This is a genomic window from Pantanalinema sp. (assembly GCA_036704125.1).
Lineage (GTDB): Bacteria > Cyanobacteriota > Sericytochromatia > S15B-MN24 > UBA4093 > JAGIBK01.
In genome coordinates, this window is sequence record DATNQI010000010.1 from 1 (window position 1) to 14,791 (window position 14,791).

Below are 14,791 nucleotides of genomic sequence, written 5' to 3' on the forward strand. Positions count from 1 at the left end.
CTTTTTTGAATTTTTTTACGAGCTGACCAGCAGCTCCTCGAGCTGCTCGCGGCTGACCACGTACCGCTCGTTGCAGAAGTGGCAGGTGGCCTCGGCCTGGCCCTGCTCCTCGATGATCTCGCGGATCTCCTTGGGGCCGAGGCTCGCCAGCGCGCGCATGACCCGCTCGGTCGAGCAGGGGCACTCGAAGCGGACGGTCTCGTCCTGTTGCAAGATCTCGACGGCGAAGCCCGAGAGCGCCGCCTGGAGGATCTTGTCGAGGCTGCCGTACTGCCGTGCGAGCTGGGTGAAGGAGGGCAGGTTCTTGAGGGTTTCCTCGAGCCGCTCGGCGATCTCGTCGCCGGCATTCGGCATCAGCTGGACCAAGAGGCCGCCCGAGACCTCGACCTCGCCGCTCGGCTGGACGAAGATGCCCAGGGAGAGCGCCGACGGGGTCTGCATGGAGGTGGCCATGTAGTGGGTGAAGTCGTCGCCCAGCTCGCCGCTGACCAGCTCGACGGTGCCGGTGTAGGGCTGACCGCCCAGGCCGTTGTCGTGGACGATCGAGAGGGTGCCCGAGCGGCCGACGGCGCCGCCCACGTCGAGGGTGCCGTGCGGGGTGGGGGGCAGGTTGGTCTCGGGTCGCGAGACGTAGCCCCGGACGGCGCCGTTGGCGCGCGCATCGACCAGGATCAGGCCCAGGGGCCCATCGCCCAGCACTCGGATGGTGAGGCTGCCGCGCTCGTCCTTCATGGTGGCCGACGCGGTCAAAAGGCCGGCGCTCAGGGCCTTGCCGAGCGCCGCCGTGGCGGTGGGGCTCGTGTCGTGGCGCCGGCGGGCCTCGTTGACCAGCTCGGTCGTGAAGGCGGCGACGGCGCGGATGCGGCCGTCCGCTGCGGTGGCTTTGATCAGGGTATCAGGCATGGCGAAGTCCTATCGACGGGTCAGCTGTCACGCGGCAATTCGACACATTCTATCATGGTGTAGAATCGGATGGTTCTTGAGTTTCACCCCATCCAAAGGAGCTCGGATGAAGGATCTTGCCCATCGGGCGCTGAATCGCGCCCAGCTGTCGGGCGCCGACTATGTCGACGTGCGCTTCGTGAAGCGCACCTTCGAGACCATCACCGTCAAGGACGGCCACCTGGCGGGCCTTTCCCTGGACGAGAGCGCGGGCTTCGGGGTCCGGGCCCTCTACCGGGGATCGTGGGGCTTCGCCTCGAGCGCGCAGGTCACCCCCGACGAGGTGGATCGCGTCGCTGCCCTGGCCGTGGCGATCGCCAAGGCCAGCCACACCGTCCAGCGCGAGAAGGTGGACCTGGGCCCGGCGGTCGCCACGGTGGGCCGGTACGAGACCCCCATCGGCGAGGACCCCTTCAGGGTCTCCCTGGAGGAGAAGATCGCCATCCTGATGGCGGCCGACGCGGAGATGCGCGCGGTTCCCGAGATCCGCTCGACCGAGGCGTCCCTCGGCTGCCAGCGCGAGGAGAAGACCTTCGCCTCGACCGAGGGGGCCTTCATCGAGCAGGTCCTCACCGAGACCGGCTGCGGGATCGCGGCCACCGCGGTGGGCAACGGCGACGTCCAGCGCCGCAGCTATCCCAACAGCTTCGGGCGCCACCAGGCCACCCGGGGCTTCGAGCTGGTGCGCGAGGTGGACCTGGTCGGCAATGCCCGCCGCATCGCCGAGGAGGCCGCGAGCCTTCTGACGGCCCCGGTCTGCCCCTCAAGGGTCACGACCCTGGTGCTGGATCCGACCCAGCTGGCATTGCAGGTCCACGAGTCCATCGGCCATGCCATCGAGCTGGACCGGGTCTTCGGGATGGAGGCCTCCTTCGCGGGCACGAGCTTCCTCGATCCCACCATGCTCGACGGCTTCCGCTACGGCTCGGACATCGTCAACGTGACGGCGGATGCGACCGCGTCCGGCGGGCTCGGCACCTTCGGCTACGACGACGAGGGGATGCCCGCCCAGCGCGCGCCCATCATCGAGAAGGGGATCTTCAGGGGCTTCTTGAGCTCCCGCGAGACGGCCACCAAGATCGGCCGCGCCTCCAACGGGACCATGCGGGCCGACGGCTGGGAGCGCATGCCCATGATCCGGATGACCAACGTCAACCTGGAGCCCGGCGCCCACAGCTTCGCCCACCTGATCGGCGAGGTCGAGGACGGCATCTACATGCACACCAACAAGAGCTGGAGCATCGACGACAAGCGCGTCAACTTCCAGTTCGGGTGCGAGATCGCCTGGGAGATCAAGGGGGGCAAGCTCGGCCGCCTCCTCAAGAATCCGACCTACACCGGCCTGACCCCCGAGTTCTGGGCCAGCTGCGACGCCATCGGCGACAAGAGCCAGTGGCAGATCTGGGGCACTCCCAACTGCGGCAAGGGCCAGCCCGGCCAGACGGCCCACGTGGGCCACGGCGCAGCCCCCGCCCGCTTCCGCAACGTCCGCGTGGGGATTCTTTCATGACCGTTACCAGCAAGCACCTTGCCGACCAAGTCCTTTCGCTCTCCAAGGCCGCCGAGACCGAGGTCCTCGTCGCCGAGCGCGAGAGCCACCTGACCCGCTTCGCCAACTCCGAGATCCACCAGAACGTCTCGGAGCGCAACACCGAGGTCCGGGTGCGGGTCATCGAGGAGGGCCGCGTCGGGGTCGCCTCGACCAACGACCTCTCGGAGGCCTCCCTGTCGCGCCTGGTCGAGCGGGCCCGCATGCTCGCAAGCCACGCGCCGGCCACCGAGCTGCCGCCTTTGCCGGGGCCGCAGGAGTACGCGGCGGTGCCTCACGCCTACGCGCCGGCCACCGCTGGCAGCACCCCCGAGGACCGCGCCCGGGTCGCGGGCGTCGCGTGCCGCCTGGCCCTCGAGGCGGGCCTCAACGCCTTCGGCGCCTTCGAGACCGCCACGGGCCGCCGGACGATCGCGAACTCGCGCGGCCTGTTCGCGACCCAGCAGGCCACCAAGGCCGACTACAACCTGGTCGTGATGGGGAGCGACTCGTCGGGCTACGCGTCGTTCACCGCCGCGGACGCTTCCGGCCTCGATGCCGAGGCCCTGGCGCGCCATGCCATCTACAAGGCCCTCAGGAGCGTGCATCCGGTGGCGATCGCCCCGGGCGCCTACACCGTCCTGCTCGAGGAGGACGCCGTGGCGGATCTGCTCGATTACGTGGCCGCGGCGGGCTTCGGCGGGCAGGGCCTGGTCGATGGGGTTTCCTTCGTCTCGGGCCGGCTCGGAGAGCGGCTCTTCGGCGAAAACGTGACGGTGTGGGACGACCCGCTGGGGCAGGGGATGCTGCCAGCGGCCTTCGACGGGACGGGGGTGGCCAAGGGTCGACTCTGCCTGATCGAGAATGGGATCGCCCGGGCGGTCGCCCACGACTCCGACACGGCCCACCGTCTCGGGGTGGCCTCGACCGGCCACGCCTTCCCGGCGCCCAGCCCCTCGGGGCCCTACCCCAGCCACCTGCACATGGAGGGGGGAAAAGCGAGCCGCTCCGAGATGCTGCGCGGGATCGAGCGAGGGATCCTGGTGACCCGCTTCCACTACACCAACCTGGCCGACGCTCACACCGCGACCATGACCGGCATGACCCGCGACGGCACCTTCTTGATCGAGAACGGTGAGCTGACGCGCCCCCTCAAGAACCTGCGCTTCACCTCAGGCGGGATCGACGCCCTCAACCACGTGCGGATGATCGGCCAGGAGACCAAGCTCGTGCCCGGCTGGTACGGCGCCACTCGCGCGCCGGCCCTGGTGGTGGACGGCTTCCGCTTCTCCGGGGTGACGATGTTCTAGCGGGGGCTCTCCTTCTCGACCTCGGGGTGCCACGCCAGGTAGCGGATCACGTCCGACTGGCTGAGCACCCCGACCACCTCGCCCCCTTCCACCACCGGGAGGCGCCCCACGTCGAGCTGGCTGAAGCGCTGCAGCGCGTCGGATACGCTGAGGTGCGGATCCAGCGCCTGAGCCTCGCTCAGGGGGGTCATGACCTCGCGTACCCGCAGGCGTGGCCAGTCCTCGGGGGGGACGGCCTTGATCTGCTTGGCCTCCAGGAGCCCGTCCAGGTGGCCGTCCACGACCGGGTAGCCCTCGTAGGGGTAGCGCAGGAGGTAGCCGTCCACCACCGCCTGGAGCGTCATCTCCGGGTCGAGCACCCTGGGGTCGCGGGTCATGAGCGTCCCGACCCCCACCCGCGAGAGCGCCGCGTGAAGGACCATCTCGCCGTACTGGCTGCTTGCCGCCTGGACGAGCAGGTACCCGATGAAGCCCACCCAGACCGCCCCGAAGAGGTCGCCCGCCATCAGACGCAAGAGGCCCCACAGCATCAGGAGGCCGCCCACGACCTGACCGCCGCGCGAGGCGATGCGCGTGGCGCGGCGCAGGCTGCCCGTGGCCTGCCAGGCGGCCGCGCGCAGCACGCGGCCCCCGTCGAGGGGGAAGCCGGGTAGCAGGTTGAAGAGGCCGAGGGCCAGGTTGACCACCGCGAGCCAGGCGCAGACCCCGCTGGCCGCGAAGAAGCCGGGCAGCGAGCCGAGGCCGCGGGCCGACAGGGCGAAGGCCGCGGCCAGGGCGAAGCTCATCAGGGGGCCTGCGATCGCCACCTTGAACTCGATGGAGGGGCTCGGCAGCTCCTGGGTGGTCTCGGAGATGCCGCCGAAGACGAAGAGCACGATCCGGCGCACCCTGAGGCCGTAGTGCTGGCTGACCAGCGAGTGCGAGAGCTCGTGGGCGACGAGCGAGGCGAAGAAGAGAAGGGTCGTCACCGCCCCCATGGCCAGGTGGACGCCGCTCGAGAGGCCGGGGTAGGTCGCCGGGAAGACCGCCGCGCTCAAGGACCAGAGGATGATCGCGAAGATGATGAGCCAGGAGGCGTTGATCTCGATGGGGATCCCGAACAGGGTGGCGATCCGGAAGCCTTTCACGCGCGCCTCCTCTCGTGGGCATGGCGCCACCTTACGCCATGGCGTGGCATTTCCCAATCAGCGTGCGAGGCATCTGGGGGACGGACGCGCCTTGTGACGCGCGTTTCGGGAGATATGATCGCGCCACGTCACCCCTGACTCATTCGGAAAGGAGGCTCATCATGGCACTCACGCGATGGGAGCCCGTGGGCGTTCGTTCGCTCAGAGACCAGTTCAACCGGATGTTCGAGGACGTCATGACCCCGGCCATGCGCAGCGGGTTCGGTCTGGTGGGGCCGGCGCTCGACGTGTACGAGAAGGACGGCGAGGTCTACGTCGAGGCCGAGTTGCCCGGCATGGCCATCAAGGACGTCGAGATCACCTCGACCGAGAACACCCTCACCCTCAAGGGCGAGACAAGCCGGGAAACCGAGGTCAACGAGGAGAATTACCACCGCTCGGAGCGGCGCTTCGGCTCGTTCGTTCGCACGATCGAGCTTCCGAGCCCGATCAACCCCGAGCAGGCCAAGGCGTCGTTCAAGGACGGCGTGCTGACCATCCATGCGCCCCTGGCCGCGGGGGCGACACCCAAGCGGATCGCCGTGGAGGGCGAGAAGTCATAGCCGACGGCATCGCGAGAGGGGTTCGGGAGGGGAAACCGCCCCGAACCCCTCTCGCGATGCCGTATAATGGAGCGTCCATCCGTCAAGGGGGCCTCCATGATTCGCATCCGGGACGTCAAGAAGCGCTACCAGGCCGGTGACCAGGCGATTTTCGCCCTGGCCGGGGTGAGTCTCGACATCCAGGAGGGCGAGTTCGTCGCCATCATGGGCACGAGCGGCTCGGGCAAGTCCACCCTCATGAACATCATCGGCTGCCTGGATCGAGCGAGCGAGGGCGAGTACGCCCTGGACGGCCTGCCCATCGCCCAGTACGACGACAACGCCCTGGCCGGGGTCCGCAACCGGAAGCTCGGCTTCGTGTTCCAGAGCTTCAACCTCCTGCCCCGCACCACCGCCCTGGAGAACGTCGCGCTGCCCCTGCTCTACGCGGGGGTCAAGCCCGCCGAGCGCAGGGCCCGCGCCCTCGAGGCCCTCGATCGGGTGGGGCTTTCCGATCGCGCCGGCCACACCCCGAGCCAGCTCTCGGGCGGCCAGCAGCAGCGGGTGGCCATCGCCCGCGCCATCGTCAACCGCCCCAGGATCCTGCTCGCCGACGAGCCGACCGGCGCCCTCGACTCCAGGACCAGCGACGAGATCATGGCCCTGTTCACGGCCCTCAACGCCCAGGGGATGACGGTCGTGCTCGTGACCCACGAGCCCGACGTGGCCGCCTACGCGCGGCGGATCATCCGGTTCAGGGATGGCCGCATCCTCTCCGACGAGGCCAACGTGCCCACGAGGTCCGCCCACGCATGAAGCCCTTCGCCCTCGCCCTCTTGTTGACCGCCGCCCTGGCGCAAGGCGCATGGGCCGCCGAGCCCCTGACCCTGGAGGGTGCGATCGCGCGCGCCCTCTCGACCCACCCCGACGCCCTGATCGCCGACACGCGCCAGACCGCAGCCGAGCTCGCCGTGGCCGACGCCCAGAGCCAGCGTTTCAGCCTGAGCACCGAGGTCTCGGCCCTCTCCCGCACCTCCCAGGCGGGCCTGCTCGGCCAGGGCGCCTTGCCCCCATCCACCAGCCAGCAGAGCGTCAACGGCAACGTCAGCTTGACCGTCCCCATCTTCACGGGCTTCAAGCTGAGCAACGGGATCGCCTCGGCCGAGCACCAGCGCGACGCGGCCTCCGCGCAGCGCCTCCAGGCCCGGCAGGATCTCGCCATCCAGGTGACGCGGGCCTTCTGGCAGCTTCGGAAGGCCGAGCTGACCGAGGAGATCCAGCAGGTGGCCATCGACCAGACGGAGCGCACCCTCAAGCTGACCCGCGCGGGCTACGCCCTCGGCCGTCAGACCAGCAGCGACGTGGATCGCGTCGAGGTCGGCGTGCTCAACGCCAGGAACGAGCAACTGCGCCTGGAGGGCGAGACCCTCCAGGCGCGCACCGAGCTCGCGACCCTGGTCGGCATGCCGGCCGACGCCGTTTCGCTCGACGGCGCCTCGGCCGCGCTTGCGGCTGCGATCGCGCTGCCCTCGCGCGAGCGGGTGGATCGCCTGCTCGATCAACGGCCCGACATCCAGGCCTCGCAGGCGCGGCTCGAGGCGGCCCAGGCGTCGCTCGCGGCGGCTCAGGGCGATCGCTGGCCCCAGCTCTCCTTGATCACGAGCTACCAGCACGGCAACAACCCTTACGATCCGACGCTCGGGGCGCGCGGCTTCTCGTCGTCGGTCTCGGGCACCTGGGATGCTCGGCTGGCCGCGAGCTTCAACCTCTTCGACGGCGGCAAGATCCAGCGCGCGATCGCCCGATCCGAGGGGGAGGTGCGCGAGGCCCGCGCGACGCTCGAGAAGGCCCGGCGCGACGCCCGCCTCCAGGCCGAGAAGGCGCTCATCCGCCTCAAGAGCGCCCGCGATCGCCTCGAGCTGACCGGCAAGAGCACCGCAATCGCCGACAAGACCCTGAAGTGGGTCGAGACGCGCTACCAGCAGGGCTACGCCTCGCAAGTCGAGGTCAACGACTCCCTGGGGAGCCTCGTCACCTCGCGCACCCAGCGCGTGCAGGCCCTCATCGACGCGCAGCTCGCCCGAGCCGAGCTCGAGCGCGCCCTCGGCGCCCTGTAGCCTCGCATTCATTCACAAGGAGTCGCACCCGTGGCCTTTCCCGTCAAAACCGTCGCCGTCCTGGGCCTCGTCGTCGCCCTGGGCGCCGGTGCCGCCACCTTCGCCGTGCTCGCCAAGGGCAAGAAGGGGGGCGAGCCCAGCGCCAAGGTGTCGCGCTCCAACCTGCGCGTGGTCGTCTCCGAGACCGGCACCGTCCAGCCCCTGACCAAGGTCGAGATCAAGAGCCGGGTCGCGGGCCAGGTCGCCAGGCTCCTGGTGGACGTGGGCCAGAAGGTCGAGAAGGGCCAGGTCCTCATCCAGCTCGACACCACCGACATGGCGCGCGAGCGCGCTCGCGCCGAAGCCGATCGCGAGCAGGCCGCCGCCCGCCTCGCCATGCTCAGGGCCGGCTCGCGCCCCGAGGAGGTCGTCGAGGCCCAGGCCCAGGTGAGCCAGCAGGAGGCTTCCTTCGCGCGGGCCGAGGCCGACTATCGCCGCGCAGAGGCCGCCGTCAAGGCCGGCACCATCACCCCGCGCGAGGCCGAGAGCGCCCGCAGCGACTACCTGGCCACGAGGGCCCAGCTCGAAGCCGCCCGGGCGCGCCTCTCCAAGATCAAGGCGGGCCCCCGGCACGAAGAGATCGCCGAGGCCAGGGCCCAGCTCTCGCGCGCCGAGGTGGCGCTCCAGGCCGCCGAGGACCAGCTCTCCTACGCCACGATCCGCTCGCCGATGGCCGGCACGGTCATCAAGCGGGGCATCGAGGTGGGCGAGATGGTCTCGCCCGGCGTCTCTGCCACCGCCCAGGGGACCAGCATGCTCACCGTCGCCGACCTGGACCGCTTGATCATCGCGAGCAGCCTCAACCAGATCGACGTGGGCAAGGTCCGCAAGGGCCAGAAGGTCGAGATCCGGGTCGACTCGGCGCCGGGCAAGGTCTTCGCGGGCGAGATCCGCAAGGTGGCCCCCGCCGCCGAGGCCAGCAAGGACGGCCAGAGCACGATCCAGACCTTCCCGATCGAGACCATCCTCGCGGGGACCGACGCTGACGCCCTCAAGCCCGGCATGTCGGCGGACCTGGACGTGCTGGTCGCCAACAAGCAAAACGCCCTCACCCTGCCGGTCGAGGCGGTGGTGCGGGGCAAGGGCCTCGCAGGGTCGGTGACGCTCGTCGCCAAGCAGAAGGGGGAAAAACCCGCCACCGCCTCGGTGACGCTGGGGCTTGCGACCGACACCCAGCTCGAGATCCTCTCGGGCCTCGCCGAGGGCCAGGAGGTCCTGATCAAGCCGGCGCCTGCCGCCGACAACACGATGAAGTTCTAGCCCATGCTGCGCGAGTACCTGCGCCTGGCTGTTAGAACCCTCGGGGCCAATCGCATGCGTGCGACCCTGACGGTCCTGAGCATCACCATCGGGGTGGCGGCGGTCATCCTCCTGACCAGCCTCGCCCAGAGCGGGCTCGCGACGCTGGTGCGCGGCATCGAGGACATGGGCGGCACCCGCTTCATCATGGTCATGAGCGAGAGCCCCAAGAAGGCGGCCAAGAAGCAGGGCAACTACCTCAAGGGCCTCACCTACGCCGACGCGCGAGTCCTGGAGGGGCGCCTGCCCTTCGTGGAGCACCTGACGCCGCTCGACACCCAGTCCGAGAGCTCCGTGCGCCGCCCGGGCATGACGGAGAAGCGCACCGACCTGGTGGGAACGAGCGAGGCCTTTCTCGGGGCCTACCGCATGACCGTCGCCAAGGGGCGAGGCCTCACGGCCGAGGACCTGGAGGCGCGCGCGCGCGTCTGCGTGGTGGGAGAAAAGCTCGCCGAGAAGCTGTTCCCGGGCCAGGAGGCCGTGGGCCAGGAGCTGGTGCTGAAGGGCGATCGCTACCGCGTGGTGGGCCGCCTCGCCTTCAACGCCAAGGGCGGGGCGAACATGGGCTTCGACTGGAACGACCTCGCGATCGCCCCCATCACCGTCACCCGCCCCGACGGGGGGCTCTCCTACTTCAGCCTCACCTCCACCGATCCCGCGCGAAACCAGGCGATCATCGACCGGGCCAACGCCATCCTGCTGCTGCGCCACCACGACGTGGACGACTTCCAGTTCCTGGACTTCGGCGGCATGCTCAAGGGCTTCTACTCGGTCTTCTACGGCATGATCCTGGTGGTGGGCCTGATCGCGGGCATGAGCCTCGTCATCGGCGGGGTGGGCATCATGAACATCATGCTGGTCGCCGTCACCGAGCGAAAGCGCGAGATCGGCCTGCGCAAGGCCGTCGGCGCCACGGGGGGCGCCATCATGGGCCAGTTCCTGGTCGAGGCCACCCTTCTGAGCCTCTCGGGCGCTGCGGTGGGGGCGCTGATCGGGGTGGGCGGCGCGCAGCTCGCGGCCGTCGTCGGGCCGATGATCAACAAGGGCTGGGTCGGGGTGACGAGCCAGGGCGCGGTCGTCCTGTCGGTCCTCGCCTCGGCGGGGATCGGCCTGTTCTTCGGCTGGTATCCGGCCAGACAGGCCGCCGCCCTCGACCCGATCCTCTGCCTGCGTTCGGAGTGAGCCCATGACCTTCCTCGACGAGCTCAAGAGCGTCCTCTCCACCCTTTCCGCCCACCGCCTCAGGGCCTTCCTGACCCTCCTGGGCATCATCCTGGGGGTGGGCACCCTCGTGCTGCTCTCCAGCGTGGTCGAGGGGGCGGGCAAGTTCATGGAGCGCCGGATGATGGAGGCCTCGGGCGACGACGTGATCACCCTCTCCAAGCGCTGGGGTGACGAGAGGAGCGGCAAGACGACCAACGCCCTGGACCGCTTCGACGCGCGCGCCCTCTCGAGCGCGCCTCATCTTTCGGGCGCCCAGGTCCTGAGCCTGTCGTCCATGACCGTGTCGTGGGGCTCTCGCTGGGGCCAGCAGACCTACGTGGTGGGCACGGTCCCCGAGGCGCTCTCGTTCTACGCCCTCGAGGTGGACAAGGGGCGCTTCCTTGTGCAGGGCGACGTCTGGAACCGCGCCAAGGTGGCGGTGCTCGGCGCCAAGGCCGGCTCGAAGCTCATGAAGGGGGTCCAAGAGCCCCTGGGCGAAGAGATCAAGCTCAAGGGGCAGCGCTTCCGGGTGATCGGCGTCCTGAAGCCCAAGCCCACCATGGGGGCGGGGGGCTTCCGGACCTGGGATGAGAGCGTGCTGGTGCCCGAGACCGCCTTCGTGGATCGCCTCGCCCAGTCCAAGGAGCTCAACTCGATCGTCGTGAAGGCCTCGCCCACGGTCCTCGAGCGCCTGGGGCTCGCGCACGTGGTCTACGCCGTGCGCTCCATCGTGCTCTCGCGCCACCACGGCATCCAGAACTTCCGGGTGTCGGATCCCCTGGAGAAGGGCCAGAGCCAGGCCGTCGCGGGCCTGATCGTGGGCGGGCTGGAGGGGGCGATCGCCCTGGTCTGCCTGGTGGTGGGCGGCATCAACGTCATGAACATCATGCTCGTCACCGTGGCCCAGCGCACCCGCGAGATCGGGCTGCGCCTCGCCGTGGGGGCGACCAAGGCCAGCATCCGGCGGCAGTTCCTGACCGAGGCGGCCATCCTCTCGGGCCTGGGTGGGATCCTTGGCGTGCTGGGCGGCACCCTGATCGCCTGGCTCCTCTCCATGGGCCTCACCATGGCCTTCGGGTACTGGCCCTTCGTCTTCATGCCGGTGCAGGCCGCCGTGGGCTTCGCCGCCGCGCTGGTGACCGGGGTGGTCTTCGGGTGGTACCCGGCGCGAAGGGCCTCCGACCTCTCGCCGATCGACTGCCTGCGGTACGAGTGATGCGGGTCGTTCGCTTCGAGCACGACCCCGCCCTCGTCGAGGCCTTCCTCGACCTGAGCGCGCGCGTCTACGCCTCGGACCCGCACTGGATCCCGCCCTTTCGGGACGCGGTGCGCGATCAGCTCTCGCCCGAGGCGCCCTTTTTCCGGCACGGGGAGATGGTCCACTTCCTCGCCTTCGAGGGTGAGGCGCCCGTGGCCCGGTGCTCGGCCATCCTCAACTCCCGCTACGAGGAGGACGGCGCGCCGATCGGCTTTGTCGGCTACTTCGAGGCCGTGGATCGGCCCGAGGCCTCGGCGGCGGTGCTCGGCGAGGCGGTGGCCTGGCTGTTAGCGCGGGGCGCGAAGGTGGTACGGGGCCCCGTCAACACCAGCACCTACCACCCCTACCGCCTGATGACCGAGGGCTTCGAGCGCGGAGCCTTCTTCCTGGAGCCCTACAATCCCGCCTACTACCCTCGCCACTGGGAGCTCGCGGGCTTTCGGCCCTGCCGGGAATACGTCTCGTCCGCCGTCGATGCGGCCGCCTGCGCGGCGAGCCTCGAGCGGGAGTACGCGCGCTCGGTGGCGGCGGGCTACACGCACCGCACCTTCGATCGGACGCGCTTCGACCGGGAGCTCGCCCTCATGTTCGACCTCTCGAGCCGGATCTTCGCGGGGTCCTGGATGTGGCGCCCGGTGGCCTTCGAGGAGTTTCGCGCCCTGTACGCGGGCCTGAAGGGGATCATGGACCCCGAGCTGTGCTTCTTCCTGTACAAGGGCGCCGAGCCGGTGGGCTTCCTCTTCGGGGTGCCGGATTACGGCAGCGCGGTGCGCGCCATGGGGGGCTCTTCCTCGCTGGCGGCCAAGGTTCGCTTCTGGCTCAAGCGCCGGCAGACGCCGCAGGTCCTGCTCAAGACCTTCGGGGTCGTCCCCGGCAGGCGCCAGGGGGCCAACGCTCTCGCCCTGTGCCACCTCTTCCACCGCGCCGCCGTCGAGCGAGGCTACGAGCAGGCGGTACACGCCCTGATGCGCGACGACAACACCAGCCTTCGCATGTCGGAGCGGCACGGGGGCGAGACGATCAAGCGCTACGCCCTGTACGAGTACCGCTACGAGTATCGCGGCGCTACTTCTTGATCTGGAGCGAGAGCTCCTTGCCCGAGACCTTGAGGGTGCCCTGGGTGGCGGTGAGCTTGATGCGATCGCCCGCCGTGAGCTTCAGGCTGCGCTTGAAGGGGTAGGAGCCGTCCTGGAGCGAGAGGCGGCGGCCGTCCACCTCGACGCGCAGGGCGTCGTCGTCGGCGAAGAAGACCACCTGCTCGAAGGGCCACGAGAGGCTGTGGCTCTTCATGAGCATCGGGGTCCGGGCAAGATCCAGACCGACCCCCCCCTTGCGGTAGCGGAAGCCGTCGAGGCGGTAGGCGAGCAGCGTCTGCTCGTCGATCTCGATGGGCGGGTTGGGCGAGTCCATCCGCACCAGGTCGGGCCCGGGCTTGTCGGTGCCGCTGTCCGTCACCCGCGTCAGGCCCGCGAGGGTGATCCGGGCGCCCGGGTTCTTCAGGAACTCCTTGTAGCTCGCCGGCAGGCGCACGGTGGCGTCCTGGGCGGCCGTGCGCAGCTCGTCGTAGGCGAAGCGCCGCTTGGCCTCGGCGAAGAGCGCGCCGGTGTCGCGAGCGCGGTACCCCACCCCCGCGGCGAAGGCCTCGGGAATGGAGGCGCCCTTCGTCACGCGCTGCTTCCAGGTGGCGTCGCCGAGCCTGTCCAGGATGAGGCCCATGGCGGTCCCGGTCGCCGAGAGGCGGCTCTTGCGGGTCTGCTCGTTGTCCAGCGGCTGCGACAGCCTCGCGACCAGCATCCTGTCGTCGTTCGCCTCGCGCTCCCAGCGCGTGCCGGGCAAGGGATGGTGCCCGGGCGAGGCGCCCAGCATGGTGGCCGCGGTCTCGGCGTAGCGCATGGCCCCTTCGAGGCGCTCGGTGAAGTCCTCGTAGCGGGCGATTCGGCCGTCGAGCATGGCGTGGCGGGACTTGCGGACCGCCAGGAAGAAGCGGCCGTATTCCCGGCGCTTGTCGGGCGAGTTCTGGAGCAGGGCGATCCCGAGGATGCGGTTCTCGAGGTTCGAGAGGGCCGTGTTCTCGACGTTGCGCGAAGGGTAGGCGCGGCTCGCCGCCTCCGCCGCCTGCTGCAGGGCCCGGACCCCGGCGAAGGCCTCGCGGGTGTGGGCCGAGAAGAGGGGCGGGATGAACTCGCGGGGCTGCACCTGGCCGTCGTAGGTCAGGTACATGTAGGGGATGAAGGCCACCTTGACCCCGCCCAGCGGCACCGTCAGGTCCTGGGCCCGGTCCAGGGCGTCGAGGCTCCCCGCGCGCTGGTGGACCCGGCCCTTGAGCGCGGCGGGCACGCCGGCAAGGGGGGTGAAGCCCCGAGGAGGGTTCGGGTGGTTGACGAGCAGGGCGAGCCGCCCGCGGTCGTAGAGGGCGAAGGGCTGCATCGAGAGGTCGAACCCCGGCCAGAGCGCCCCCTTGCTGCCGTGCGAGACTGTCGTGGCCTCGGCGAGGGCGTTCAGGATCGCCCGATCGGTCGTCGTCAGGGACGCCGCGGACGCGGCACCGGCACTCGTCAGGAGCAGGAGCGCAGAGGCCATGGGGACGATCCGTCTCAAGCGCGAAGACTCCTTTCTTTGCCGTGGGTCGCTCGCCTACGGGGATTCTACCCCAATTGCTTGCCCCCTAACGAAGCCCGAGGAGCTGATAGGGAGAGCGGCCAAGGGGGAAGAATATAGGCATGGAGAAAGCAATCGTCCAAGCTTCGAGATCCAGGCCGCAGTCGGGCTTCACCTTGGTCGAGCTGGTCATCGGCTCGGCGGCCTTCCTCGTGATCCTGACCTCGGCGGTCATGATGCTGACCCAGTGGATGAAGGCCACGGGTGAAAGCGACCGGGCCATCGAGGCCACCGACAATGGCGCGAAGGCGATCTCCCAGATCGCGAGCGACATCCGGATGGCGACTTACCTCTACCACTACGCGACCGTGTCGATCTCTGGCGACAAGTTCGCCAACTTCGGCGTCCAGACCCTGCCCATCGTGACCCAGACCGACAACGACGCGGATCTCCCGCCCACCAGGCAAAAGGCCTATTTCGCGGCAAAGGGCACCAGTGAGCTCATGGGGGTCACGAGCGCGGGGGCGCGCAACGTGCTCGCCATGATCTCCGACCAGCCCTACGGCATCTCCAAGCCGCGCTACATCGTCTACTGGCTCGACGACTCGGCGGCGGAGAAGGCCAAGAACCAGATCGTGCGTTACCGGGCGGACGGAGTCGAGGAAAAGTATTACCTCCTGCCCCTTTACCGCCTCGAGGCCTCCCCTTCGGCGAACGTGGACGCGACGCCCACGGGCTGGTACACCTTCGGCGACAAGCTCACCGACGCGGGGACCTCGAGCCTCTACA

The 14,791-nt window shown here is 69.5% G+C and carries 13 protein-coding genes; 10 read left to right on the forward strand and 3 right to left on the reverse strand.

All coding sequences use genetic code 11. The annotated features are described in order from the left end of the window. Positions 1 to 15 precede the first annotated feature (15 nt). Entirely contained in the window at positions 16 to 903 is an 888-nt protein-coding gene (hslO, locus tag V6D00_01280) for an Hsp33 family molecular chaperone HslO (GenBank protein HEY9897787.1), read from the reverse strand. A gap of 106 nt (positions 904 to 1,009) precedes the next feature. Here hslO and V6D00_01285 point away from each other — a divergent pair, with 106 nt between their 5' ends. Together V6D00_01285 and V6D00_01290 are read left to right on the forward strand one after the other, a co-directional pair. Then, positions 1,010 to 2,452, forward strand: coding sequence for a TldD/PmbA family protein (locus tag V6D00_01285; protein ID HEY9897788.1), 1,443 nt, complete (start codon positions 1,010 to 1,012; stop codon positions 2,450 to 2,452). After that, positions 2,449 to 3,780, forward strand: a complete 1,332-nt coding sequence (locus tag V6D00_01290) for a TldD/PmbA family protein (GenBank protein HEY9897789.1) — start codon at positions 2,449 to 2,451, stop codon at positions 3,778 to 3,780. The genes V6D00_01285 and V6D00_01290 overlap by 4 nt, the downstream gene beginning before the upstream one ends. Here the strand turns inward: V6D00_01290 and V6D00_01295 are convergent. Further along, positions 3,777 to 4,907: a site-2 protease family protein gene (locus V6D00_01295; GenBank protein HEY9897790.1), complete on the reverse strand. Its 1,131-nt coding sequence runs from the start codon at positions 4,905 to 4,907 to the stop codon at positions 3,777 to 3,779. The genes V6D00_01290 and V6D00_01295 overlap by 4 nt on opposite strands. 161 nt (positions 4,908 to 5,068) lie before the next feature. Here V6D00_01295 and V6D00_01300 point away from each other — a divergent pair, with 161 nt between their 5' ends. From V6D00_01300 to V6D00_01330, 7 genes are all read left to right on the forward strand, one after another. Continuing rightward, positions 5,069 to 5,509 carry an Hsp20/alpha crystallin family protein gene (locus V6D00_01300; protein ID HEY9897791.1) on the forward strand — a complete coding sequence of 147 codons (441 nt, stop codon included), beginning with the start codon at positions 5,069 to 5,071 and terminating at the stop codon, positions 5,507 to 5,509. Between the two features lie 96 nt (positions 5,510 to 5,605). Then, on the forward strand, positions 5,606 to 6,304 hold the full coding sequence (locus V6D00_01305) for an ABC transporter ATP-binding protein (protein HEY9897792.1): 699 nt from the start codon (positions 5,606 to 5,608) through the stop codon (positions 6,302 to 6,304). After that, entirely contained in the window at positions 6,301 to 7,605 is a 1,305-nt protein-coding gene (locus V6D00_01310) for a TolC family protein (GenBank protein HEY9897793.1), read from the forward strand. The genes V6D00_01305 and V6D00_01310 overlap by 4 nt, the downstream gene beginning before the upstream one ends. Positions 7,606 to 7,635: 30 nt before the next feature. After that, the gene (locus V6D00_01315; GenBank protein HEY9897794.1) at positions 7,636 to 8,904 is read left to right on the forward strand and encodes an efflux RND transporter periplasmic adaptor subunit; all 1,269 of its coding nucleotides are present in this window, start codon (positions 7,636 to 7,638) and stop codon (positions 8,902 to 8,904) included. Positions 8,905 to 8,907: 3 nt separating this feature from the next. After that, positions 8,908 to 10,125 (forward strand): ABC transporter permease, encoded by a 1,218-nt coding sequence (locus V6D00_01320; GenBank protein HEY9897795.1) that lies wholly within the window; start codon positions 8,908 to 8,910, stop codon positions 10,123 to 10,125. Between the two features lie 4 nt (positions 10,126 to 10,129). After that, the gene (locus V6D00_01325) at positions 10,130 to 11,362 is read left to right on the forward strand and encodes an ABC transporter permease (GenBank protein ID HEY9897796.1); all 1,233 of its coding nucleotides are present in this window, start codon (positions 10,130 to 10,132) and stop codon (positions 11,360 to 11,362) included. Then, positions 11,362 to 12,480, forward strand: coding sequence for a hypothetical protein (locus tag V6D00_01330; GenBank protein HEY9897797.1), 1,119 nt, complete (start codon positions 11,362 to 11,364; stop codon positions 12,478 to 12,480). Before V6D00_01325 ends, V6D00_01330 begins: the two co-directional genes overlap by 1 nt. On the opposite strand, the gene V6D00_01335 is transcribed toward V6D00_01330, so the two are convergent. Further along, positions 12,470 to 14,002 carry a hypothetical protein gene (locus V6D00_01335; GenBank protein HEY9897798.1) on the reverse strand — a complete coding sequence of 511 codons (1,533 nt, stop codon included), beginning with the start codon at positions 14,000 to 14,002 and terminating at the stop codon, positions 12,470 to 12,472. The two genes, V6D00_01330 and V6D00_01335, sit on opposite strands and share 11 nt — an antisense overlap. A 122-nt stretch (positions 14,003 to 14,124) precedes the next feature. On the opposite strand from V6D00_01335, the gene V6D00_01340 reads away from it, so the two are divergent. Continuing rightward, positions 14,125 to 14,791, forward strand: a 667-nt coding sequence (locus tag V6D00_01340; GenBank protein HEY9897799.1) for a prepilin-type N-terminal cleavage/methylation domain-containing protein, incomplete at its 3' end; no start/stop codon positions are given.

Excerpts from the sequence above, each read along its gene's own strand:
- V6D00_01320 (HEY9897795.1), top strand. The coding sequence starts at position 8,908 with ATGCTGCGCGAGTACCTGCGCCTGGCTGTTAGAACCCTCGGGGCCAAT.
- V6D00_01330 (HEY9897797.1), top strand. The coding sequence starts at position 11,362 with ATGCGGGTCGTTCGCTTCGAGCACGACCCCGCCCTCGTCGAGGCCTTC.
- V6D00_01300 (HEY9897791.1), top strand. The coding sequence starts at position 5,069 with ATGGCACTCACGCGATGGGAGCCCGTGGGCGTTCGTTCGCTCAGAGAC.
- V6D00_01325 (HEY9897796.1), top strand. The coding sequence starts at position 10,130 with ATGACCTTCCTCGACGAGCTCAAGAGCGTCCTCTCCACCCTTTCCGCC.
- V6D00_01305 (HEY9897792.1), top strand. The coding sequence starts at position 5,606 with ATGATTCGCATCCGGGACGTCAAGAAGCGCTACCAGGCCGGTGACCAG.
- hslO (HEY9897787.1), bottom strand. The coding sequence starts at position 903 with ATGCCTGATACCCTGATCAAAGCCACCGCAGCGGACGGCCGCATCCGC.
- V6D00_01290 (HEY9897789.1), top strand. The coding sequence starts at position 2,449 with ATGACCGTTACCAGCAAGCACCTTGCCGACCAAGTCCTTTCGCTCTCC.
- V6D00_01285 (HEY9897788.1), top strand. The coding sequence starts at position 1,010 with ATGAAGGATCTTGCCCATCGGGCGCTGAATCGCGCCCAGCTGTCGGGC.
- V6D00_01310 (HEY9897793.1), top strand. The coding sequence starts at position 6,301 with ATGAAGCCCTTCGCCCTCGCCCTCTTGTTGACCGCCGCCCTGGCGCAA.